19 protein-coding genes and 5 tRNA genes are annotated in these 20,380 nt (G+C 70.1%); 15 read left to right on the top strand and 9 right to left on the bottom strand.

Annotation, left to right across the window (positions count from 1 at the left end):
- The first annotated feature begins 20 nt into the window (after nt 1-20).
- Nucleotides 21-221 carry an acyl-CoA carboxylase subunit epsilon gene (locus ACFWUZ_RS32605; RefSeq protein ID WP_384381114.1) on the top strand — a complete coding sequence of 67 codons (201 nt, stop codon included), beginning with the start codon at nt 21-23 and terminating at the stop codon, nt 219-221.
- Nucleotides 222-390: 169 nt separating this feature from the next.
- Here the strand turns inward: ACFWUZ_RS32605 and ACFWUZ_RS32600 are convergent, their stop codons facing one another.
- The 8 genes from ACFWUZ_RS32600 to ACFWUZ_RS32565 all read right to left on the bottom strand — a co-directional run bounded on the left by ACFWUZ_RS32600 (nt 391) and on the right by ACFWUZ_RS32565 (nt 10,758).
- The gene (locus ACFWUZ_RS32600) at nt 391-972 is read right to left on the bottom strand and encodes an ATP/GTP-binding protein (RefSeq protein ID WP_037792108.1); all 582 of its coding nucleotides are present in this window, start codon (nt 970-972) and stop codon (nt 391-393) included.
- Nucleotides 953-1,510 (bottom strand): DUF742 domain-containing protein, encoded by a 558-nt coding sequence (locus ACFWUZ_RS32595; RefSeq protein WP_384381112.1) that lies wholly within the window; start codon nt 1,508-1,510, stop codon nt 953-955. Before ACFWUZ_RS32595 ends, ACFWUZ_RS32600 begins: the two co-directional genes overlap by 20 nt.
- A 93-nt stretch (nt 1,511-1,603) precedes the next feature.
- Nucleotides 1,604-2,017: a roadblock/LC7 domain-containing protein gene (locus ACFWUZ_RS32590; RefSeq protein ID WP_030037347.1), complete on the bottom strand. Its 414-nt coding sequence runs from the start codon at nt 2,015-2,017 to the stop codon at nt 1,604-1,606.
- 10 nt (nt 2,018-2,027) lie between these two features.
- The gene (locus ACFWUZ_RS32585; protein ID WP_384381110.1) at nt 2,028-5,231 is read right to left on the bottom strand and encodes a nitrate- and nitrite sensing domain-containing protein; all 3,204 of its coding nucleotides are present in this window, start codon (nt 5,229-5,231) and stop codon (nt 2,028-2,030) included.
- A 293-nt stretch (nt 5,232-5,524) separates the two neighbouring features.
- On the bottom strand, nt 5,525-6,106 hold the full coding sequence (locus tag ACFWUZ_RS32580) for an ATP/GTP-binding protein (RefSeq protein WP_031144253.1): 582 nt from the start codon (nt 6,104-6,106) through the stop codon (nt 5,525-5,527).
- On the bottom strand, nt 6,087-6,479 hold the full coding sequence (locus ACFWUZ_RS32575; protein ID WP_266940920.1) for a DUF742 domain-containing protein: 393 nt from the start codon (nt 6,477-6,479) through the stop codon (nt 6,087-6,089). Before ACFWUZ_RS32575 ends, ACFWUZ_RS32580 begins: the two co-directional genes overlap by 20 nt.
- A 151-nt stretch (nt 6,480-6,630) precedes the next feature.
- Nucleotides 6,631-7,044, bottom strand: coding sequence for a roadblock/LC7 domain-containing protein (locus ACFWUZ_RS32570; RefSeq protein WP_150212026.1), 414 nt, complete (start codon nt 7,042-7,044; stop codon nt 6,631-6,633).
- 9 nt (nt 7,045-7,053) lie between these two features.
- Nucleotides 7,054-10,758 (bottom strand): nitrate- and nitrite sensing domain-containing protein, encoded by a 3,705-nt coding sequence (locus tag ACFWUZ_RS32565; protein ID WP_384381108.1) that lies wholly within the window; start codon nt 10,756-10,758, stop codon nt 7,054-7,056.
- 567 nt (nt 10,759-11,325) lie between these two features.
- Here ACFWUZ_RS32565 and ACFWUZ_RS32560 point away from each other — a divergent pair.
- The 10 genes from ACFWUZ_RS32560 (at nt 11,326) to ACFWUZ_RS32515 (ending at nt 15,996) form a co-directional block, all read left to right on the top strand.
- On the top strand, nt 11,326-11,517 hold the full coding sequence (locus ACFWUZ_RS32560) for a hypothetical protein (RefSeq protein ID WP_384381105.1): 192 nt from the start codon (nt 11,326-11,328) through the stop codon (nt 11,515-11,517).
- A gap of 97 nt (nt 11,518-11,614) precedes the next feature.
- The gene (locus ACFWUZ_RS32555; protein WP_384381103.1) at nt 11,615-12,403 is read left to right on the top strand and encodes a fumarylacetoacetate hydrolase family protein; all 789 of its coding nucleotides are present in this window, start codon (nt 11,615-11,617) and stop codon (nt 12,401-12,403) included.
- Nucleotides 12,396-13,871 (top strand): glutamate--tRNA ligase, encoded by a 1,476-nt coding sequence (gltX, locus tag ACFWUZ_RS32550; protein ID WP_384381101.1) that lies wholly within the window; start codon nt 12,396-12,398, stop codon nt 13,869-13,871. The genes ACFWUZ_RS32555 and gltX overlap by 8 nt, the downstream gene beginning before the upstream one ends.
- A 128-nt stretch (nt 13,872-13,999) precedes the next feature.
- The gene (locus ACFWUZ_RS32545; RefSeq protein ID WP_384381099.1) at nt 14,000-14,671 is read left to right on the top strand and encodes a DUF4241 domain-containing protein; all 672 of its coding nucleotides are present in this window, start codon (nt 14,000-14,002) and stop codon (nt 14,669-14,671) included.
- Nucleotides 14,672-14,681: 10 nt separating this feature from the next.
- On the top strand, nt 14,682-15,410 hold the full coding sequence (locus tag ACFWUZ_RS32540; protein WP_384381097.1) for an HAD family hydrolase: 729 nt from the start codon (nt 14,682-14,684) through the stop codon (nt 15,408-15,410).
- Nucleotides 15,411-15,498: 88 nt separating this feature from the next.
- A tRNA-Gln gene (locus ACFWUZ_RS32535) sits at nt 15,499-15,570 on the top strand.
- 27 nt (nt 15,571-15,597) lie between these two features.
- Nucleotides 15,598-15,670 (top strand) — tRNA-Glu (locus tag ACFWUZ_RS32530).
- A gap of 61 nt (nt 15,671-15,731) precedes the next feature.
- A tRNA-Glu gene (locus ACFWUZ_RS32525) sits at nt 15,732-15,804 on the top strand.
- A 24-nt stretch (nt 15,805-15,828) separates the two neighbouring features.
- Nucleotides 15,829-15,900, top strand: a tRNA-Gln gene (locus ACFWUZ_RS32520).
- Between the two features lie 23 nt (nt 15,901-15,923).
- Nucleotides 15,924-15,996: transfer RNA gene (locus tag ACFWUZ_RS32515), tRNA-Glu, on the top strand.
- 170 nt (nt 15,997-16,166) lie between these two features.
- On the opposite strand, the gene ndgR is transcribed toward ACFWUZ_RS32515, so the two are convergent.
- Nucleotides 16,167-16,883, bottom strand: a complete 717-nt coding sequence (gene ndgR, locus ACFWUZ_RS32510) for an IclR family transcriptional regulator NdgR (RefSeq protein WP_007266782.1) — start codon at nt 16,881-16,883, stop codon at nt 16,167-16,169.
- Nucleotides 16,884-17,067: 184 nt separating this feature from the next.
- Here ndgR and leuC point away from each other — a divergent pair, with 184 nt between their 5' ends.
- From leuC to ACFWUZ_RS32490, 4 genes are all read left to right on the top strand, one after another.
- Nucleotides 17,068-18,492 (top strand): 3-isopropylmalate dehydratase large subunit, encoded by a 1,425-nt coding sequence (leuC, locus tag ACFWUZ_RS32505; protein ID WP_384381094.1) that lies wholly within the window; start codon nt 17,068-17,070, stop codon nt 18,490-18,492.
- Nucleotides 18,493-18,495: 3 nt separating this feature from the next.
- A complete protein-coding gene (gene leuD / locus ACFWUZ_RS32500) occupies nt 18,496-19,089 on the top strand; it encodes a 3-isopropylmalate dehydratase small subunit (RefSeq protein ID WP_384381092.1) in 594 nt (197 codons plus the stop codon).
- 137 nt (nt 19,090-19,226) lie between these two features.
- On the top strand, nt 19,227-19,454 hold the full coding sequence (locus ACFWUZ_RS32495) for a hypothetical protein (protein WP_384381090.1): 228 nt from the start codon (nt 19,227-19,229) through the stop codon (nt 19,452-19,454).
- Nucleotides 19,455-19,599: 145 nt separating this feature from the next.
- Complete coding sequence (locus ACFWUZ_RS32490; protein WP_384381088.1) at nt 19,600-20,286, top strand: HU family DNA-binding protein; 687 nt, start codon at nt 19,600-19,602, stop codon at nt 20,284-20,286.
- Nucleotides 20,287-20,380: the final 94 nt, after the last annotated feature.

Here is a 20,380-nt window from a genome sequence, read left to right as displayed (position 1 = left end):
CGAAGGAGACCTGCCACCCCATGAGCAACGCCACCGACACCCTGCTGCGCGTCGAAAAGGGCAACGCCGAGCCCGAAGAGCTGGCCGCGATCACCGCGATCCTGCTCGCCCGCGCCGCCGCCACGCCGGAGGCCGAGGTCCGCGTCCCCCGGTCCCAGGCCGGCTGGCGCCGCCTGGAGCGCACCCCGGGCTTCCGCGCCCCGCACAGCTGGCAGGGCTGAGTCCCCGAGCACGACGCAAGGCCCCGCACCCGTCCAGGGTGCGGGGCCTTACGCGTTGGCGGCGGCGGCGGCCCGCCCGTACGGCGCGGCGCCGGTGCGCCGGGGTGCCCGTACGGCGAAGGCCCCCGCGCCGGACGACACGGGGGCCTCGCAGGGCTGGGGCGCGGTCCTACCGCAGGCGCGCCATCAGGGCGTGCTCGACGAGCGTGATGAGCGCGCTCTTGGCGTCCGCGCGGTGGCGGGCGTCGGTGGTGATGATGGGGGCGTCCGGGCCGATCTGCAGGGCCTCGCGGACTTCCTCCGGGGTGTACGGCTGATGCCCGTCGAAGCCGTTGAGGGCGATGACGAACGGCAGGCCGCTGTTCTCGAAGTAGTCGACGGCGGGGAAGCAGTCGGCGAGACGGCGCGTGTCGACCAGGACGACGGCGCCGATGGCGCCGCGGACGAGGTCGTCCCACATGAACCAGAAGCGGTCCTGGCCCGGCGTACCGAAGAGGTACAGGATCAGGTCCTGGTCCAGGGTGATGCGGCCGAAGTCCATGGCGACCGTGGTGGTCGTCTTGTCACCGGTGTGGGTGAGGTCGTCGATGCCGGCGGAGGCGCTGGTCATGACGGCTTCGGTGCGCAGCGGGTTGATCTCGGAGACCGCGCCGACGAACGTGGTCTTGCCCACGCCGAAGCCGCCCGCCACCACGATCTTCGCGGAGGTGGTGGAGCGAGCCGCTCCGCCGTTAGAGCTTGCGAAGTCCACTGAGCACCCTTTCGAGCAGTGTCACATCTGGCTGGCCGCCGGCAGACTCGTCGCCGCCGGGCTGGTGAATGGCGACAAGGCCCGCCTCCGCCAGGTCGGCGACGAGGATACGGGCGACACCAAGAGGAATGGAGAGAAGTGCCGAGATCTCCGCGACGGATTTGATCTCCTGGCACAGGCGGCAGATGCGCTGGTGCTCGGGCAACTGCCCTTGCAGCCGCGCAGGATCGGCCGTGGTACTGACCAGCGCCTCGATGGCGAGCTGGTAGCGCGGCCGAGTACGGCCGCCGGTCATCGCGTACGGACGCACCAGCGGGTTGTGCGCCTTGGGAGCCTGCTGCCGCGTGGCGCGCGGAGGCTGCTGCGGAGGCATCTGGGGCTGCTGGGGCTGCTGGGGCTGACCGTACGGCTGCTGCTGGTAGGGGTTGTGCTCCGGCACGGGCCGGCTGGGGGAGGAGGGGAAGTTGAAGCGGTTCTGGTCGTGCCCACCCTGCGGCTGCTGCGCGCCGCCATAAGGATGTCCTCCGGGTGTTGTCACGTTTCCTCCTCCGACTCCAAGTACGCAGTACTCCCTGTGGAACCGCGCCACCGCACCCTATGGTGCGATGACGCGAAACGCACTGCCTGTCTGCTAGTTGAGAAGACTTCCCTGCAGCTCTGCACGCAGGTCCGGGGTGAGGACGCTGCCCGCTCGGTCCACCAGGAGGGCCATCTCATAGCCTACGAGGCCGATGTCGCACTCGGGGTGCGCGAGCACCGCGAGCGAGGATCCGTCGGAGACGGACATGAGGAAGAGGAATCCCCGGTCCATCTCCACCACGGTCTGGTTGACGGCGCCGCCCTCGAAGATCCGGGAGGCTCCGGCGGTCAGCGAGGTCAGACCGGAGGCCACGGCCGCCAGCTGATCGGCGCGGTCGCGCGGGAACCCGTCGGACATCGCCAGAAGGAGTCCGTCGGCGGAGACCACCACGGTGTGGGACACCCCTGGGGTGTTGTCCACGAAGTTGGTGATCAACCAGTTCAGGTTCTGTGCCGCCTGGCTCATCGGGCTCACACTAACGCTCCTGGTCATAGCTGTTACTTGACTGCTCGGAACCCGCGTTGCGTCCCTGCTGGACACCCCGCCGCAGGTTGCTCAACCTGCCGCGGACGTCCTCCGGGGCGCGGGAGACCTGAGGGCCCCCCTGCGGGGTCGACTCCGCGGTGCCTTCGACCAGGTTGGCCTTGGGCACCCGCCGAGGGAGACCGGACGGGGTGACCCCGCCCGCCTTCGGCTCACGGAGTTTCCCGGCCTGCTGCCAGCGCTCGTCGTTGCGCGAACGCCAGGCCGCCGTGCCTTCCGTGCTCTCCGGCTCCTGCTCCGCCGCGGCGGGCTGCTGCTGACGCTGCGGCCGCTGCTCGAAGAGGGATCCGGTGGACTCCGCTTCCTGCTGCGCCGGCTGCCACTGCTGCTGGCTCCCGCGACGCGGCAGGCCCGCCCCGGTGATCGCGTGGCCGGTGTCGGCAGCGGCACCCGGACGGTCGAAGCCTACGCGTTCCGTGGCCTGTTCGGGACCGGCCTGGGATTCCGATTCGGTCCCGTAATCCTGCTGGTAGCCGCCCGGGTAGGTGTTCTGCCCAGGCCACTCGGCCTGCTTCGACTGGGCCTCGTAGCCGTCGTCGTAGCTCGCGGCGCCCTGCTGCTGGTCCTGGTAGCCGGCTTCCGGATAGGCGTAGCCCTGCTGCTGGTACTCCTCGTAGCCCTGCTGCGTCCCGAAGTCGCCGGCAGCCTCGTACGGAGCGTCGTAGCCCTGCTCGGGCTGCTGCTCGTAGCCCTGGTACGGCTGGTAGCCGTGCTCAGGCTGAGGTTCCGGATAGTCCGGGCCGGCGGGGTCCGCGTACGGCTGCGGCTCCTGCGGGAAGGAGACCTGGGCCTTCAGCGCGGCCCGCCGCTCCTCGGCGAGGAGGGACCGGCCGACCGGGTCGAGATCGCGGCCCTCGGGGCCCTGCTGGTCGTACCGGGAGTCGTCGAAGCCGAGCTCGGCGGCCGTGCGCAACGGAGCGGCCTGCTGGGCCTTCTGCTCCGGGATGATCGAGGAGACCGTGAAGTCGTCGTCGGGTATGCCCTCGCCACCGCCACCGTGGGTGATGGCGTCGGGGAGCATGACCAGCGACGTGGTGCCGGCCGCCTCGCCCGAGGGGCGCAGCTGGACGCGGATGCTGTGGCGGTCCGCCAGCCGGCCGACCACGAACAGACCCATGCGCTGCGAGATCGCGGCATCCACGGTCGGCGGGTTGGCCAGCTTGTGGTTGATATCCGCGAAGTCCTCGGCGGTGAGGCCGATGCCCTTGTCGTGGATCTCGACCATCACGCGGCCGTCGGGCAGACGCGTGGCGGTGACGCGGACCTTGGTCTGCGGGGAGGAGAACGTGGTGGCGTTCTCCAGCAGCTCGGCGAGCAGGTGCACGAGGTCGGTCACGGCCTGGCCGTGGATCTCGGCCTCGGAGACGCCCGAGAGCTCGATGCGCTCGTACTGCTCCACCTCGGAGGAGGCGGCGCGCAGGACGTCGACGAGGGGCACCGGCTGGTCCCAGCGGCGGCCCGGCTCCTCACCCGCGAGGATGAGGAGGTTCTCGCCGTTGCGGCGCATGCGGGTGGCCAGGTGGTCCAGGCGGAAGAGGTTCTCCAGCTGGTCCGGGTCGGCCTCGTTGTTCTCCAGGTCGGTGATGAGGGTCAGCTGGCCCTCGATCAGCGACTGGTTGCGCATGGAGAGGTTCGTGAAGATCGCGTTGACGTTCCCCCGCAGGAGCGCCTGCTCGGCGGCGAGCCGTACCGCTTCCTGGTGGACCTGGTCGAAGGCGCGGGCGACCTCGCCGATCTCGTCCTGGGAGTTGATGGGGATCGGCACGACCCGGGTGTCGACCTTGCCGGGGTCGGTGCGCGAGAGCTGGTCGACGAGCGCCGGCAGGCGCTGTTCGGCGACCTCGAAGGCGGCGGTGCGCAGGTGGGACATGGCGCGGCTCATCTGGCGCGCCATCATGCCGGCCAGGATGAAGGCGGCGAGCAGGGCCACGACGACGATGGCGCCGTTGGTGATGGCGTCGTTGCGGGCCTCGTCGGAGACCGCGATGGCGTCCTTGACGGCCTTGTCGAGGAGTTCCTTCTCGACCTCGTCGTAGCCGTCGAACTTGGCGGTGGCGGCGGCCTGCCAGTTGAGGGGCGTGGTGCCGCCCGCGGCGAGCTTGGCCTTGTTGTCGCCGCTGGCGATCATGTCGGTCATGCTGGCGAGCGGGGAGTTGCCGACGTGCGTGGGCGGGGGCACGAAGCGGACACCGGCCTGCTCCGCCTTCGTCTTGGCCTCGGTGATCTTGACCGCGCCGTCCTGCGCCTTCTTGCCCATGACCTCCTTGAGGCGGTTCACGTCCTCCTCGGTGCCCGCCGCGACGTACTCGCCGATGGCGATTTCCTCGAGGTAGGCGTAGGAGGAGAAGGCGATGAGCTGGGACTTGCGGATGTTCTCGTCCGCGCTCGGGCGCACCAGCAGGTGGGTGCCGACGGAGCGCTGGAGCGAGTTCGCCGCCTTGGCCAGCTGGATCGCGTAGACCATGCGGCCGTAGGAGGTGACGTTGCCGGTGCCGAGGCCGAGCTCGTTGGCGAACTGCATGAGGTAGTGCTGGACCAGCACGTAGCCCTCTTCGGTCGGGATGGGGCCCGCCGCGGAGGGGAGGTTCTTCTTGGCGGTCTCGAGCGGAGCCTGGTAGGCGGTCTTGCGGACCTGCTCCAGCTTGGGCTCGTCCGCGCGGAAGAGTTCGAGGCGGCGCTCCAGGCCCTGTGCCTTGGGCATGTGCTGGACGGCCTTGTCGAACTTCACCTTGGCCGAGTTGGTCGCTCCGTACGCCTTGGAGACGGCCTCGTTCTTGGTGTCGCCGTTCAGCAGCGGCTCAGCGGTGAGGTCGCGCTCGTTGAGCAGCGCCTGGCTGTACTCGGAGGCGGCCTGGACGACCCCGGCTATCTTCTCGGCATCCTTGGCCTCGTTCCAGGTGTCTATGGAGCCCTTCACCTGGAAGCCGCCCATGACCAGCCCGACGAGGGCGGGCACGAGCAGGATGGCGTTCAGACGGGTCGGCACGCGCCAGTTGCGGGGCGAGAACCTGCTGGTGCTCCCGTTGCGCGCCGGTGGGTCCGCGGGCACGTCGACGGACGACGCGGCCGCTCGCGGCGGCGGGGTGAAGTTGCCGCGCGCGGGTTCATCCGCGGGGCTCGTGTTGCTTCGCCTCACTCGACCAACAACCTCTCGGCGGTGCTACTAGCTAGTTCGTTGAATTCCAGCACGGTTAACGGCCGTGTTCCAAACAGTTGAAAACGGCCATTCCCAGCGCCTTATGCCCCACATAAATCGGACATAAAGAGCGTCCTACGGCAAAAATGGGGGGAGTTGTGAGCGTAGCGGCACCAACCGAACGCACCCTGTGTCCACCTGGCTGCAATTCTCTGTCGAAACGTTATGAACGAGAGGGGCGGGCCGTGTCGCATGACACAGCCCGCCCCTCACGCGCGGCAGTTGAAACCGTGCTACTTGAGCCGTGCCATCAGGGCGTGCTCGACGAGCGTGATGAGCGCGCTCTTGGCGTCCGCGCGGTGGCGGGCGTCGGTGGTGATGATGGGAGCTCCCGGACCGATCTGCAAGGCCTCGCGGACCTCCTCCGGGGTGTACGGCTGGTGCCCCTCGAACCCGTTGAGCGCCACGACGAACGGCAGGCCGCTGTTCTCGAAGTAGTCGACGGCGGGGAAGCAGTCGGCGAGACGGCGCGTGTCGACGAGGACGATCGCACCGATGGCGCCGCGGACGAGGTCGTCCCACATGAACCAGAAGCGGTCCTGGCCCGGCGTACCGAAGAGGTACAGGATCAGGTCCTGGTCCAGGGTGATGCGGCCGAAGTCCATGGCGACCGTGGTGGTCGTCTTGTCACCGGTGTGGGTGAGGTCGTCGATCCCCGCGGAGGCGCTGGTCATGACGGCTTCGGTCCGCAGCGGGTTGATCTCGGAGACCGCGCCGACGAACGTGGTCTTGCCCACGCCGAAGCCGCCCGCCACCACGATCTTCGCGGAGGTGGTGGAGCGAGCCGCTCCACCGCTAGATGTTCCGAAGGCCACTGAGCACCCTTTCGAGCAGCGTTACATCCGGCGTGCCGCCGGCCTCTCCATTGCCCGGCTGGTGGATGGCCACCATTCCGGCCTCCGCCAGGTCGGCGACGAGGATCCGGGCGACACCGAGCGGCATCGACAGCAGTGCGGAGACCTCCGCGACCGACTTGACCTCCCGGCACAGGGTGCAGATGCGCTGGTGCTCCGGGAGGAGGCCGGACAGGTGCATCGGATCGGCCGTGGTGCTGACCAGCGCCTCGATGGCGAGCTGGTAGCGGGGCCGGGTCCGGCCGCCGGTCATCGCGTACGGACGCACCAGCGGCTGATCGCCGTCCGAGTACGAATCTCCGTACGCATCGGGGTAGGCGGGGGGCGGGGTCATTGATCCTCCGGGCTGGACAGCAGTGGTCAGCGTGCCGTCTGACGGGGCGGCCGGTGGGGGGACGGTATGACGGCCTGGCGGGGGTACTTGGTTCCGGGGGCGGTGCCCCCGTCTTCCGGCCGGAAGTACCGTCCGGCCGGAAGAGTGGCGGTCAGCTGAGCAGGCTTCCCTGCAGCTCCGCGCGCAGGTCCGGGGTGAGGACGCTGCCCGCTCGGTCCACCAGGAGGGCCATCTCGTAGCCCACGAGGCCGATGTCGCACTCGGGGTGCGCCAGTACGGCCAGGGAGGATCCGTCAGAGACGGACATGAGGAAGAGGAATCCCCGGTCCATCTCGACGACGGTCTGGTTGACGGCGCCGCCCTCGAAGATCCGGGAGGCTCCGGCCGTCAGGGAGGTCAGACCGGAGGCCACGGCCGCCAGCTGGTCCGCGCGGTCGCGGGGGAAACCTTCGGACATCGCCAGAAGGAGTCCGTCGGCGGAGACCACCACGGTGTGGGACACCCCTGGGGTGTTGTCCACGAAGTTGGTGATCAACCAGTTCAGGTTCTGTGCCGCCTGGCTCATCGAACTCAACTAACGCTCCTGCTGGTAAGTGGGGTCGATCTGGTAGCTGCCGGTCGCCGGGCCGTTGTTGCCGGCCTGACGACCCTGCTGGATACCGCGTCGGAGGTTGGTCAGACGGCCGCGTACGTCGTCGGGTGCACGCGAGACCTGAGGACCGGCCTGGGCCTCGGCCTGCTGCTGCGCGGTGCCGGCCACGAGGTTCGCCCGTGGGACCCGGCGGGGCAGCCCCGAGGTGGTGATGCCGCCGGCAGCGGGCTGGCGCACGCGCTCGGCCTGCCGCATCAGCTCGTCGTTGGGGGAGGACTTCCAGCTGACGGTCGGCATGGCGCCGGTCGCCGCCGCGGACTCCGGCGCGTACTCCTGGCCGCGCTGCGGCTGCTGCGGAGCCTGAGCCGCCGGAGCGGACTGCTGCGGCTGCTGGGGCACGGCAGGTCCCTGAGCGGGGGGCTGCTGCCCCTCCTCGCGGAACCAGTTCGACTCCAGTGTGTCGAAGATCGGGCTGCGGGCGTCACCGGAGCTCTGCGCCGGGGGCAGGGCCTCCGGACGGTGCGCCTGCTGCAGCCGCGGAGCCTCCGGACGCGCCTGCGGTGCGGGTGCGTACCCGCCGCCGGGCTGCGGGGCCGGAGCCTGCGCCTGCTGCGGGCCCTGGGGCTGGCGGGCGAAGCCGCCGACACCGGGACCGCCGGGCCGCGGGGCCTGGGTGCCCGGGCGGGCGAACTGCCCCGTCGCGGAGGCGTCCGCGGGGCCGCGCAGCTCCGGACGCTCGAACTGCCCGGTGGGGGACGGGCTCAGGGGGCCCCGTACGTCAGGACGCTCGAACTGCCCGGTGGTGCTGTTGCCGCCGTCCGCCTGGGGCAGCGGCGCGTTGAAGTCGGGGCGGGCGAACTCGGCCGTCGAGCCGGGACCCGACAGCTCGTCGTGCCCACGGGCCTGGTCCGCACCCCAGCTGGTCGTCTGCGGGGCCGGGAGCTCCGCGCGCGGGGCGCCGCCGCGCGGCGGCAGCTGGGGCCGGGAGTCGCGCGGGGCCCCAGCGGCGGGCTGCTGCTGGGGCTGCTGGGCCTGCGGCTGCTGCTGCGGCCGTTCGAAGCCGTTGCCCTGGGGGAACCCGCCGGGACCGGAGGCCGGGCGGGCCTGCGGACCGCCGGCGGGACCACGGCCCGGCAGCGGTGCACCGGCGCCGAAGGCGGCCTGGCCCTGGCCCGCGGTGGTCGGACCCGGCTGCGGGCGGGCACCGGGAGCACCCGGGCCGCCCTGCTGGGGACGGCCGCCCTGCAGGCCCTGCTGGTTGTGCTGGCCCTGCGGACGCTGCTGACCCGCGGCGGAGCCGTCCCGTGCGGGCAGCGCGGTGCGCTGGCCGCCACCGGCGACCTGCCCGCGCTGCGGGGCGGCGCCCACCGGCTGACGCGCGCCGCCACCGGGGACGGAGGCCTGCCCGCCGGGACCGCCCTGGCCGCCCGAGGGGCCGCCACCGGGACCGCCCTGGCCGGGCATGCCGCCCGGCTTCTTGCCGCCCTGGGCCACGTCCACCGGCAGCATGACGAGGGCGGTCGTACCGCCCGAGTCGGAGGGGCGCAGCTGGATCCGGATGCCGTGTCGCAGGGACAGGCGGCCGACCACGAACAGGCCCATGCGGCGGGAGACGGAGACGTCCACGGTCGGCGGCGAGGCGAGCCGCTCGTTGATCGCGGCGAGGTCCTCGGGGGAGAGGCCGATGCCGGTGTCGTGGATCTCCACGAGCACGCGGCCGTCGGGCAGCGCGTGACCGGTGACCTTGACCTTGGTCTGCGGGGAGGAGAACGAGGTGGCGTTCTCCAGCAGCTCGGCGAGGAGGTGCACGAGGTCGTTGACGACGCGGCCGGCGACGTCGGTGCCGGGCACCGAGGAGAGTTCGATGCGCTCGTACTGCTCCACCTCGGACGCCGCGGCGCGGAGCACGTCGACGAGCGGGACGGGGCGGGTCCACCGGCGGCCCGGCTCCTCGCCCGCGAGGACGAGGAGGTTTTCGCCGTTACGGCGCATGCGGGTCGCGAGGTGGTCGAGCTTGAAGAGCGAGGACAGCTGGTCCGGGTCGGCCTCGCGCGACTCCAGCTCGGAGATGAGCGAGAGCTGGCGCTGGATGAGGCCCTGCGAGCGGCGCGAGAGGTTGGTGAACATCGCGTTGACGTTGCCTCGCAGGAGGGCCTGCTCGGCGGCGAGGCGGACGGCCTCGCGGTGCACGTCGTCGAAGGCCGCCGCCACCTGGCCGATCTCGTCCCGGGTGTGCACGCCGACCGACTCCACGGAGGTGTCGACGTCCTGCGGGTCGGACTCGGACAGCTGCTTGACGAGCTCGGGGAGCCGGTCCTGGGCCACGCGCGTCGCGGTGTCCTGCAGACGGCGCAGCGAGCGGATCATCGAGCGGGCCATGACGAAGGCGCCGACGAGGGAGACACCGAGGACGAGGAGGATCAGGGCACCGTTGATGATGGCGTCCTGCTGCGACTCGTTCTTGAGCTCGCGGGCCTTCTGCTCCATGTCCTCGAGCAGGGTCAGCTCGATGACCTTCATCGCCTGGAGCTTGGTGTCGTCGGCGTCGTACCAGTCCATCCAGGACCGGTTCTTCTCCTTGGCGAACTGGCCCTCGGTGCTCAGGACGCGGCGGGCGTAGTGGTCGGCGCTGCCGATCTCCGTGTTGCCGTCGCCGAGCGCGGCGAGGAGCTCCTCGGGCTTGCCCTGGTAGACGAGTTCGAAGGTCTTCTTCGACTGGCTCTCGCCGCGGAGCGCGGAGAGGGCGAAGAGCCGGTCGTTCTCCAGCAGCTTGCCCTGCCGCTCACTGCTGTCGGGGAGGGAGGCGGCGATGATCGCACGCTGGATGGAGGCGTACTCCTTGGCGGAGGAGAAGGCCGCCAGGGCGCGCGTACGCTTGATCATCTCCGGGCTGGAGGTGGCCTGCGCCATGTCCTGGGAGAGCGAGAGCAGCGAGACGATCAGGGCGTTGTACTCGGTGACGGTCTGCTGGGCGCCGTTGACGTACGCCTTCTTGCGGATGTCGTCGATACCGGTGAGCTGGCGGCCGATCTGCAGGATGTTGTTGCGGATCGACTTGAGGGTCTCGTCCTTGTCCTGCGCGCTGTCGACCTTGTCGGTCGCGGCGTTGAACGCCTTGGCCGCGGAGTCGGTCGTCTCGCGGACGCCGTCGACGATGCTGTTGGACTTGCCCGGGGTCACCGACAGCGGACCGGCGGACTTGTCCCGCTCCTCCTGGAGCGCGGCGGCCAGGTTGGTGGCCTGCCGGGTCATCGTCGTCAGCAGCTGCATGTGCTCCAGCTGGGAGATGTCATTGAGCGAGTCGTTGATGCGGAAGCCACCGAGCGTGGTGGCGGCGACGACCGGCAGGGTCAGCAGCGACACCAGTCGCGTGCTGATGCGCCAGTTCTGCATGGCGAGGCGAGAGCCGGGCCCGCTGGGGGCCTTGGGTATCGCCACGTCCTGTGGGGCGGGCCCGCTGTCCTTCGCCTTGGCCCTGTCCTTGCCGGACTTCCCGCGGCCCTTCGCCTTCACCGAGGCGGAGGCGTCGGGGCGTGCTCCTGCGACAGCCGGCCCGCGGTTCTGGGCGTGCTGGGGCGAGGCGCCACGGTCGGTCCCGCCGCGCGGCTCCTGCTCCGCCGCAGCTTCCCCACGGCCCTGGCGGGCCTGGGGAGACCCCTTGCCATCCCTCTTGAATCGTCCCTGCACTAGCGTCGCAACCTCTGGACCAGGCGTCCCGCCGGGCGACCGGTGGGACGGTGTCGAGTCGTGGGGCACTGACGGCCCCATGGTGGTCGTCGGTGACCGGCGCGTCTCCCTCTCCTTGCCACCGCGCTCGGCGCTGAGTCGCGCCACCTGCGCGCCGGCTGATTCCCGCGGCGGTCCCGCGAATTCCAGCACAGTGGAGGATCTCCAACAAGGTGCGGGTGTCGGCCCGGAGAGTCGGTGACGGCTGGTGACAGGAGGGCTACGCGATGTACTCCCTCTTTCGGGATGAACCGGACTTACGCCGACCAAACAGCGCTGTTGGCGAGGTGTCCCAGTCGAGATGATCAGGAGCGGAATGGCGCATTCAGTGGCGCAATGTCCGTTTCTGGGAGTGGAATTGACTGTCCGTTATGCCGGTAATGCCTGGTCACGGGTGAGCAAACTCACACAGCTGTGGCCATTACTTCCCGGTTCTGCGGGGGATTCAGATGTTTAGCCTTGCCTCTTGAAGGGTTGGCGCATGCGACAACCGACGCCCACACGACAGACCGAGGGTCCGAAACTCCGATGAACGCGAAGACCACGCGGCCGCTGTTCCGCAACATAGCCAACCCCCGCCGCACCACCCTCGCCCACCTCAAGGACGCCGAGGAGCTGCAGGCGCCCCTGGCCCCGGAGCACGCCGTCGAGCTGCCGACCCAGACCGCGAACCCGCGCCGCACGATCCTCATGGACGCGCCGGTCACCGCCGCGCAGTAGGCACGGAGCACAGGAACGCGAAGCGTCCCTGCCCGCCGCGTTAGCCTGGGGACCGCAGACTCCAGCCAGCGGACATACAGAGGGGCAGACGCAACACGTGCGCATCGCCAGGTTCTCGATCGACGGCAATGTCGCCTTCGGCGCGGTGGAGGGCTCCGCTCCCGACGAGCTCGTCCTCGACATCATCAAGGGCATTCCGTTCGCGGACTTCGAGCTCTCCGGTACGAAGGTCCCGCTCAGCAAGGTCCGGCTGCTGCCGCCCGTGCTCCCGAACAAGGTCGTGGCCATCGGCCGCAACTACGCGGAGCACGCGGCAGAGCTGGGCAACGAGGTACCCGAGGCGCCGATCACCTTCTTCAAGCCCTCCACCTCGGTGGTCGGCCCGGGCGACCCGATCGCCTACCCCTCCTTCTCCCAGGAGGTCCACCACGAGGCGGAGCTAGCCGTGGTCATCGGCCGCATGTGCCGCGAGGTGCCCCGGGAACGCGTCGGTGACGTCATCCTCGGCTACACCTGCGCCAACGACGTCACCGCGCGCGACGTCCAGCAGCGGGAGAAGCAATGGGCCCGCGCCAAGGGATTCGACAGCGCCTGCCCCCTCGGCCCCTGGATCGAGACCGGCCTCGACACGGCGGCGATCGCCGCGGGCCTGGCCGTCCAGTGCACGGTCAACGGCGAACAGCGACAGCTCGGCAGCACCAGCGACATGGTCCGCTCCGTCGAGGACCTGATCGTCCACATCACGGAGGCCATGACGCTGCTCCCGGGCGACGTCATCCTCACGGGGACCCCGGCCGGAGTCGGCCCCCTGAACGTCGGCGACGAGGTCGCCGTCACCATCGAAGGCATCGGCACTCTCACCAACAAGGTGATCAAGCGTGGCTAACGCGACCCCCCGCGTACGTTTCTGTCCCTCCCCGACCGGCAACCCCCACGTGGGCCTGGTCCGCACCGCCCTCTTCAACTGGGCGTTCGCCCGCCACCACGGCGGTACGTTCGTCTTCCGCATCGAGGACACCGACGCGGCCCGCGACTCCGAGGAGTCGTACCAGCAGCTGCTCGACTCGCTGCGCTGGCTCGGCTTCACCTGGGACGAGGGCCCCGAGGTGGGCGGCCCGCACGCCCCGTACCGCCAGTCCGAGCGCATGGACATCTACGCGGACGTCGCGAAGAAGCTGCTCGACGGCGGCTACGCGTACCACTGCTACTGCACCACCGAGGAGCTGGACGCCCGCCGCGCGGCCGCCCGCGCCGCCGGCAAGCCTTCCGGCTACGACGGCCACTGCCGCGAGCTCACCACCGTGCAGGTGGAGGCGTACCAGGGCGAGCACCGCGCCTCGATCGTCCGCTTCCGGATGCCCGACGAGACCATCACCTTCACGGACCTGGTCCGCGGCGAGCTGTCCTTCACCCCCGAGAACGTGCCGGACTTCGGCATCCTCCGGGCCAACGGCGCCCCGCTGTACACGCTGGTCAACCCGGTCGACGACGCGCTGATGGAGATCACCCACGTCCTGCGCGGCGAGGACCTGCTCTCCTCCACCCCCCGCCAGATCGCCCTCTACAAGGCGCTGATCGAGCTGGGCGTGGCCAAGGCGATCCCGGAGTTCGGCCACCTGCCCTACGTCATGGGCGAGGGCAACAAGAAGCTCTCCAAGCGCGACCCCGAGGCCTCGCTCAACCTCTACCGCGACCGCGGCTTCCTGCCCGAGGGCCTGCTGAACTACCTCTCGCTCCTGGGCTGGTCCTTCTCCAAGGACCAGGACATCTTCTCCGTCGAGGAGATGGTCGCGAAGTTCGACATCCCGGACGTCAACGCCAACCCGGCGCGCTTCGACCTCAAGAAGGCTGAGTCGATCAACGGGGACCACATCCGCCTGCTGGACCCGAAGGCCTTCGCGGACGCCTGCACCCCCTGGCTCCGCGCCCCGCACGCCAACTGGGAGCCCGAGGACTTCGACGCCGAGGCCTGGGCGGCCATCGCGCCGTACGCCCAGACCCGGGTGACCGTTCTGTCGGACATCACGGCCAACGTCGACTTCCTGTTCCGCAAGGAGCCGGTCGAGGACCAGCCCTCCTGGGACAAGGCCATGAAGGGCGACCCGGCGGCCCTCCTGACGACCGCGCGCGAGAACCTCGCCGCCGCCGACTGGAACGACCCCGAGTCCCTCAAGCAGGCCGTCCTGACCGCCGGCGAGGCCCACGGGCTCAAGCTCGGCAAGGCTCAGGCGCCCGTCCGCGTCGCCGTCACCGGGCGCACCGTGGGCCTGCCGCTCTTCGAGTCCCTGCAGATCCTGGGCGCGGAGAAGTCCCTGGCCCGTATCGACGCGGCCCTGGCCAAGCTCGCCGCGTAGCCTTCTCCCGCACTCCCGCAGGGGGTGGCGGCCGGACCCCCGGCCGCCACCCCCTGCGGCGTTGTCACAGGCACCCCCTACAGTCCCGGAGACGATCACCCGCCCCCTCCCGCACTCCGGAGCCCGCCGTGCCCATGACCCCTCCCGACTACTCCTGGCACTTCACCCCGGGTGCCGCCTTCGCCTACGAGGACGGCATGACGGGGACCCTCGCCCCGGTCGTCATCGGCGACGTGACCCTGCCCACCGGCCGGGTCGTCGCCTGCGACCCCTTCGTGTACCTCGGGACGGGCGACATGGAGCCCTTCGGCGTGACGGTGGATCCGGGCCGCTACCGGGCCGAGGCCGCCATCGCCACACTGGTGCGCCCCGGCGCGCCGCAGGACGCCCTGCCGCACACCCGGGTCGCAGCCGCGCGCCTGGTGATCCGGGACGCGCCGGCCGCGAGCTGGGAGATGGCCGTGGACGAGGGCCAGGATCCCGCCGTCCTCGGCGAGGACGAGTTCTACGGCTACGGCGTGGACGCCGGCACCGGCTGCTTCTACGACGCCTGCGCCGACGGCTCGTTCCCCGGCACCGACGACGAGGAGGGGCCCGTGTGGGCCGCCATGGAGGCGGTGGGCGACGGCCCGGGGGTCTTCCTGGCCGAGGGGCAGGACGGTCACACCCTCGCCGGCTTCACCTCCGGCTGGGGCGACGGCTGCTACCCGACCTGGGTCGGGCGCGACGCCGGGGGCCGGGTCACCTGTTTCGTGACGGACTTCCTCGTCGTGCCCACGGCGCAGGTGCCCCCGGCGTAGGCTCGGCCGTATGCCGATCCGCGCCGTGCTGTGGAACATCGACGACACCCTCTTCGACTACACGGGGGCGGATTCCGCCGGACTCGCACGGCAGCTGGAGGCGGAGCACCTGCTGGAGCGCTACGGGACGCCGGAGCGGGCGCTCGCGGTCTGGCGCGGGACCACCGACCGCCACTGGCAGCGCTTCGCCGCCGGCGGGACCACCTTCCAGGGGCAGCGCCGGGACCGGGTGCGGGACTTCCTGGACGCACCGGGGATGACCGACGCCGAGGCCGACCTCTGGTTCGGCCGCTACGTCGAGCACTACCAGGCCGCCTGGGCCCTCTTCCCCGACGTGCTGCCCGTACTGGACGCCCTCGCGGCCACGCACCGGCACGGGGTGCTCTCCAACTCCAGCGTCGCGAACCAGGACCCCAAGCTGCGCCGCCTCGGTCTGCGGGAGCGCTTCGAGGTGCTCCTGTGCGCCGCCGAGCTGGGCGTCAGCAAGCCCGATGCGGCGTCCTTCCTCGCGGCGTGCGAGGCGCTCGGACTGCCGCCCGGTGAGGTGGCGTACGTGGGGGACCAGCCGGAGATCGACGCGCGCGGGGCCCGTGACGCCGGGCTGGTGGCGGTCTGGCTCGACCGCGCAGGGCAGCGGGGGCCCGGGCCCGAAGGGGTGCACCGGATCACCGGGCTCGCGGGACTGCCGGAGCTGCTGGCCGGAGATACCCGTTTTGGAGCACGGTCAGGCATCCGGTAATGTTCTTTCTGCGCCGCCGGAGCGGGCCGAAAGGCCGGACGGAGGCGCCACCAAAAAAAGGAAAGCCCCTCAAGGGGTTGACTTTTGGTGGGGTATAGTGTAATTGGCAACACGAGGGTTTCTGGTTCCCTTATTCTAGGTTCGAGTCCTGGTACCCCAGCGCAGTGCAGCAGTAACGCAGTGCTTTGCCCCCGTTGTGTAGCGGCCTAGCACGCCGCCCTCTCAAGGCGGTAGCGCCGGTTCGAATCCGGTCGGGGGTACAGATCCTTCCCGCGAGATCTCCAGGGTCGCACCCGGACGTCTTGATGCAGGATCGCTAGGGCCCCCGTTGTGTAGCGGCCTAGCACGCCGCCCTCTCAAGGCGGTAGCGCCGGTTCGAATCCGGTCGGGGGTACTGTTGGTCTGGTCTAGACCACTTTGGGCTATAGTGTAATTGGCAACACGAGGGTTTCTGGTTCCCTTATTCTAGGTTCGAGTCCTGGTAGCCCAGCGCAGTAACAGCAGCACCAGCTGGCCCCCGTTGTGTAGCGGCCTAGCACGCCGCCCTCTCAAGGCGGTAGCGCCGGTTCGAATCCGGTCGGGGGTACGCATCGAAGAGGCCCTCCGCGATCATCGCGGAGGGCCTCTTCGCCGTTTCCGGCCGGTTGCCGGCGCGCGCACAAGTACGGGCCCGGCGGCGCGTGTTCGGACGTGTGCGGCGTCGTACGCGCCCCCGGGCCCGGGGGTGAGAGGGGGAAAGGGCCGAGCGGGAGGCGCTCAGCCGGAGCGGCGCAGGGCCTCCGTCAGACGCGCGGCCGCGTCGATGACGGCCTGGGCGTGCATCCGGCCCGGGTGGCGGGTCAGACGCTCGATCGGGCCGGACACCGATACGGAGGCCACCACGCGGTTCGAGGGCCCGCGCACCGGCGCGGAGACGGAGGCCACACCGGGCTCCCGCTCGCCGATCGACTGGGCCCAGCCCCGGCGGCGTACGCCTGAGAGCGCCGTCGCCGTGAAGCGCGCGCCCTGGAGGCCGCGGTGGAGCCGCTCGGGCTCCTCCCAGGCCATCAGGATCTGCGCCGCCGAGCCGGCCTTCATCGGGAGCGTCGAGCCCACCGGGACGGTGTCCCGCAGGCCCGACAGCCGCTCCGCGGCGGCCACGCAGATGCGCATGTCTCCCTGACGGCGGTAGAGCTGCGCGCTCTCGCCCGTCACGTCGCGGAGGTGGGTGAGTACCGGTCCCGCCGTGGCCAGCAGGCGGTCCTCGCCGGCCGCGGCGGCGAGCTCCGCCAGCCGCGGGCCGAGGATGAACCGGCCCTGCATGTCCCTCGCCACCATCCGGTGGTGTTCCAAAGCCACGGCAAGGCGATGCGCCGTGGGTCGTGCGAGCCCTGTCGCCGCGACCAGCCCGGCGAGGGTGGCCGGACCGGACTCCAGTGCGCTCAATACCAGAGCTGCCTTGTCGAGAACGCCGACGCCGCTAGAGTTGTCCATGAAACGATATTCACGTCTCACACTGTGAAACGCAAGTTCAAATTTTCCAAGAACGAGCGAGTCTGTATGTGCGGGTCCACGAACCACTGGGTCCGAGCCGTCGTCCGGAACGTGGGGTACGGGCGATCAGGCGCACCAGATCTCTATGAAGCGCCGGCACAACCGGCCGGCCGGAGGGAAAGCGATGGGTAGGACACTCGCGGAGAAGGTCTGGGACGACCATGTCGTCCGGCGCGCCGAAGGCGAGCCCGACCTCCTCTTCATCGATCTGCACCTGCTGCACGAGGTGACCAGCCCGCAGGCCTTCGAGGGCCTGCGCCAGGCCGGCCGCAAGGTCCGACGCCTCGACCTCACCATCGCGACCGAGGACCACAACACCCCCACCCTCGACATCGACAAGCCGATCGCGGACCCGGTCTCCCGGGCCCAGCTGGAGACGCTGCGCAAGAACTGCGCCGAGTTCGGTGTGCGCCTGCACTCGCTGGGCGACGTCGAGCAGGGCGTCGTCCACGTCGTGGGCCCGCAGCTGGGCCTGACCCAGCCCGGCACCACCGTGGTCTGCGGTGACTCCCACACCTCCACGCACGGCGCCTTCGGTGCGCTCGCCTTCGGCATCGGCACCAGCCAGGTCGAGCACGTGCTGGCCACCCAGACGCTGCCGCTGGCCCGCCCCAAGACGATGGCGATCACCGTCACCGGCGCGCTGGCCGAGGGCGTCACCGCCAAGGACCTGATCCTGGCCATCATCGCCAGGATCGGCACCGGCGGCGGCCAGGGCTACATCCTGGAGTACCGCGGCGAGGCCATCGACAACCTCTCGATGGAAGCCCGCATGACCATCTGCAACATGTCGATCGAGGCCGGTGCGCGGGCGGGCATGATCGCCCCCGACCGGACCACCTTCGAGTACCTGAAGGGCCGCGACCACGCCCCCGTGGGCGCCGACTGGGACGCGGCGGTCGAGTACTGGCAGACCCTGCGCACCGACGACGACGCGGTCTTCGACGCCGAGGTCGTCATCGACGGCACCACGCTGTCCCCGTTCGTCACCTGGGGCACCAACCCGGGCCAGGGCGCGCCGCTGTCGGCCGCTGTCCCCGACCCGGCTTCGTACGAGGACGCTTCGGAGCGCCACGCCGCCGAAAAGGCCCTGGAGTACATGGGGTTGACCGCCGGGCAGCCGCTGCGCGACATCAAGGTCGACACCGTCTTCGTAGGTTCCTGCACCAACGGCCGCATCGAGGACCTGCGCGCCGTCGCCGGGATCATCGAGGGCCGCAAAGTCGCCGACGGCGTACGGATGCTGGTCGTCCCCGGCTCGGTCCGGGTGGCCCTGCAGGCCGTGGAAGAGGGCCTGGACAAGGTCTTCAAGGAGGCCGGCGCCGAATGGCGGCACGCGGGCTGCTCGATGTGCCTGGGCATGAACCCCGACCAACTGGCGCCCGGTGAGCGCTCCGCGTCCACCTCCAACCGCAACTTCGAGGGCCGGCAGGGCAAGGGCGGACGGACCCACCTGGTCTCCCCGCAGGTGGCCGCCGCCACCGCGGTACTGGGCCATCTGGCCTCGCCCGCCGACCTGTCCGAAGCCCCCGCGACCGCCGGAGTCTGAACCATGGAAGCCTTCACCACCCACACCGGCCGGGCCGTCCCGCTGCGCCGCAGCAACGTCGACACCGACCAGATCATCCCGGCCCACTGGCTGAAGAAGATCACCCGCGACGGGTTCGAGGACGGGCTGTTCGAGGCCTGGCGCAAGGACCCGGAGTTCATCACGAACCGTCCGGAGCGCGCGGGCGCCACCGTGCTGGTGGCCGGCCCCGACTTCGGCACCGGTTCCTCGCGCGAGCACGCCGTCTGGGCCCTGCAGAACTTCGGCTTCAAGACGGTCATCTCCTCCCGCTTCGCCGACATCTTCCGCGGGAACTCGCTGAAGAACGGCCTGCTGACCGTCGTCCTGCCGCAGGAGACCGTCGAGCGGCTGTGGCAGCTGACCGAGGCCGACCCCACCGCCGAGATCACCGTCGACCTGGTCGACCGCCAGGTGCGCGCGGAGGGCGTCGAGGCGGAGTTCGAACTCGACGACAACGCCCGCTGGCGTCTGCTGGAGGGGCTGGACGACATCTCGCTCACCCTTCAGAACGAAGCGGACATCGCGACCTACGAAAGCGTCCGCCCGGCCTTCAAGCCGCGCACGATTAGGGTCTGATTCCGGCCTGATCAGCGCTTATTCGCCTTCGGGTGATCACATAGGCAACACTGTGCCCCTCGCCTTCCGGCGGGGGGCACAGGCGTTTGTTGAGGCCCCGTGAGGCGACAACTCGCCCCAGATGGCACAATCTGTGCATGGAACGCGACAGTCAACTCGAGCTCTACGAACTCGTCGCGGACCGGCTGAAAGAAGCACACACACGGGTGCGCTCACTGCAAGTCCCGGAGGGCGTAAGGATGGCGCTGTCCCGGAAGCTGTTGGTCGCCACGGCCGCGGCGAAGCATGATCTCGCCGATGCGGTAAGGCGCCTGGACAGGTTGATGAAGGACCTCGACGAGGGTCGATTCCCTGAAGGCGACTGATGCGAAGGAACTCCGTAACGGCCTCCGGCGTTGCGGCACTAGGGTGATTAGCCCGTTTCGTGTTTGATTTGCGGTATATATCCGCCTAACGTGCGAAATAAGCTTGAACACATTCGTTCTGGCGAAGTCTCCGAAGGGGAAGACGTTGAACAAGGCGCAGCTCGTAGAAGCGATTGCCGACAAGCTGGGCGGCCGCCAGCAGGCCGCGGACGCTGTCGACGCGGTACTGGACGCGATCGTCCGCGCTACCGTCGCGGGCGACCGGGTCTCGGTCACGGGCTTCGGCTCGTTCGAGAAGGTCGACCGTCCGGCCCGCTACGCCCGCAACCCGCAGACGGGTGAGCGCGTCCGGGTCAAGAAGACCTCGGTTCCCCGTTTCCGTGCGGGCCAGGGCTTCAAGGACCTGGTCAGCGGCACCAAGAAGCTGCCCAAGGGCGGCGAGGTCTCGGTGAAGAAGGCGCCCAAGGGCAGCCTCACCGGTGGTGCTTCGGCGACGGTCAAGAAGGCCGCGGCCAAGAAGGCCACCACCGCCAAGAAGGCGGCGGCGAAGACCACCGTCGCGAAGAAGACCACGGCCAAGAAGACCACCGCCACCGCCAAGAAGGCCGCCGTGAAGAGCACGGCCACGGCGAAGAAGGCGACGGCGACGGCGACGGCGAAGAAGACCACCGCCACGGCGAAGAAGGCGACGCCGGCGGCGAAGAAGACCACCGCCACCGCCAAGAAGACCGCCCCGGCGGCCAAGAAGGCCACCGCTGCGACGAAGGCGCCCGCCAAGAAGACGGCGACGCGCAAGGCCACCGCGAAGAAGACCACCGCCCGCAAGAAGTAGGGCACGAGTCACACACGCCGGGCCGGCTTCCCTCACTGCTGGGAAGCCGGCCCGCGGTGCTGTTCTCGAAGCTCGAGGCGGGTGCGAAGGGCCC

The organism is Streptomyces sp. NPDC058646 (genome assembly GCF_042716875.1).
In the GTDB taxonomy this organism is placed as follows: Bacteria; Actinomycetota; Actinomycetes; order Streptomycetales; family Streptomycetaceae; genus Streptomyces.
Note: the sequence above shows the minus strand (reverse complement) of the source record. Positions and strands in the feature narration are given on the sequence as shown.

Excerpts from the sequence above, each read along its gene's own strand:
- ACFWUZ_RS32605 (WP_384381114.1), top strand. The coding sequence starts at position 21 with ATGAGCAACGCCACCGACACCCTGCTGCGCGTCGAAAAGGGCAACGCC.
- ACFWUZ_RS32590 (WP_030037347.1), bottom strand. The coding sequence starts at position 2,017 with ATGAGCCAGGCGGCACAGAACCTGAACTGGTTGATCACCAACTTCGTG.
- ACFWUZ_RS32575 (WP_266940920.1), bottom strand. The coding sequence starts at position 6,479 with ATGACCCCGCCCCCCGCCTACCCCGATGCGTACGGAGATTCGTACTCG.
- ACFWUZ_RS32570 (WP_150212026.1), bottom strand. The coding sequence starts at position 7,044 with ATGAGCCAGGCGGCACAGAACCTGAACTGGTTGATCACCAACTTCGTG.
- ACFWUZ_RS32560 (WP_384381105.1), top strand. The coding sequence starts at position 11,326 with ATGAACGCGAAGACCACGCGGCCGCTGTTCCGCAACATAGCCAACCCC.
- ACFWUZ_RS32540 (WP_384381097.1), top strand. The coding sequence starts at position 14,682 with ATGCCGATCCGCGCCGTGCTGTGGAACATCGACGACACCCTCTTCGAC.
- ndgR (WP_007266782.1), bottom strand. The coding sequence starts at position 16,883 with ATGGACAACTCTAGCGGCGTCGGCGTTCTCGACAAGGCAGCTCTGGTA.
- leuC (WP_384381094.1), top strand. The coding sequence starts at position 17,068 with ATGGGTAGGACACTCGCGGAGAAGGTCTGGGACGACCATGTCGTCCGG.
- leuD (WP_384381092.1), top strand. The coding sequence starts at position 18,496 with ATGGAAGCCTTCACCACCCACACCGGCCGGGCCGTCCCGCTGCGCCGC.
- ACFWUZ_RS32495 (WP_384381090.1), top strand. The coding sequence starts at position 19,227 with ATGGAACGCGACAGTCAACTCGAGCTCTACGAACTCGTCGCGGACCGG.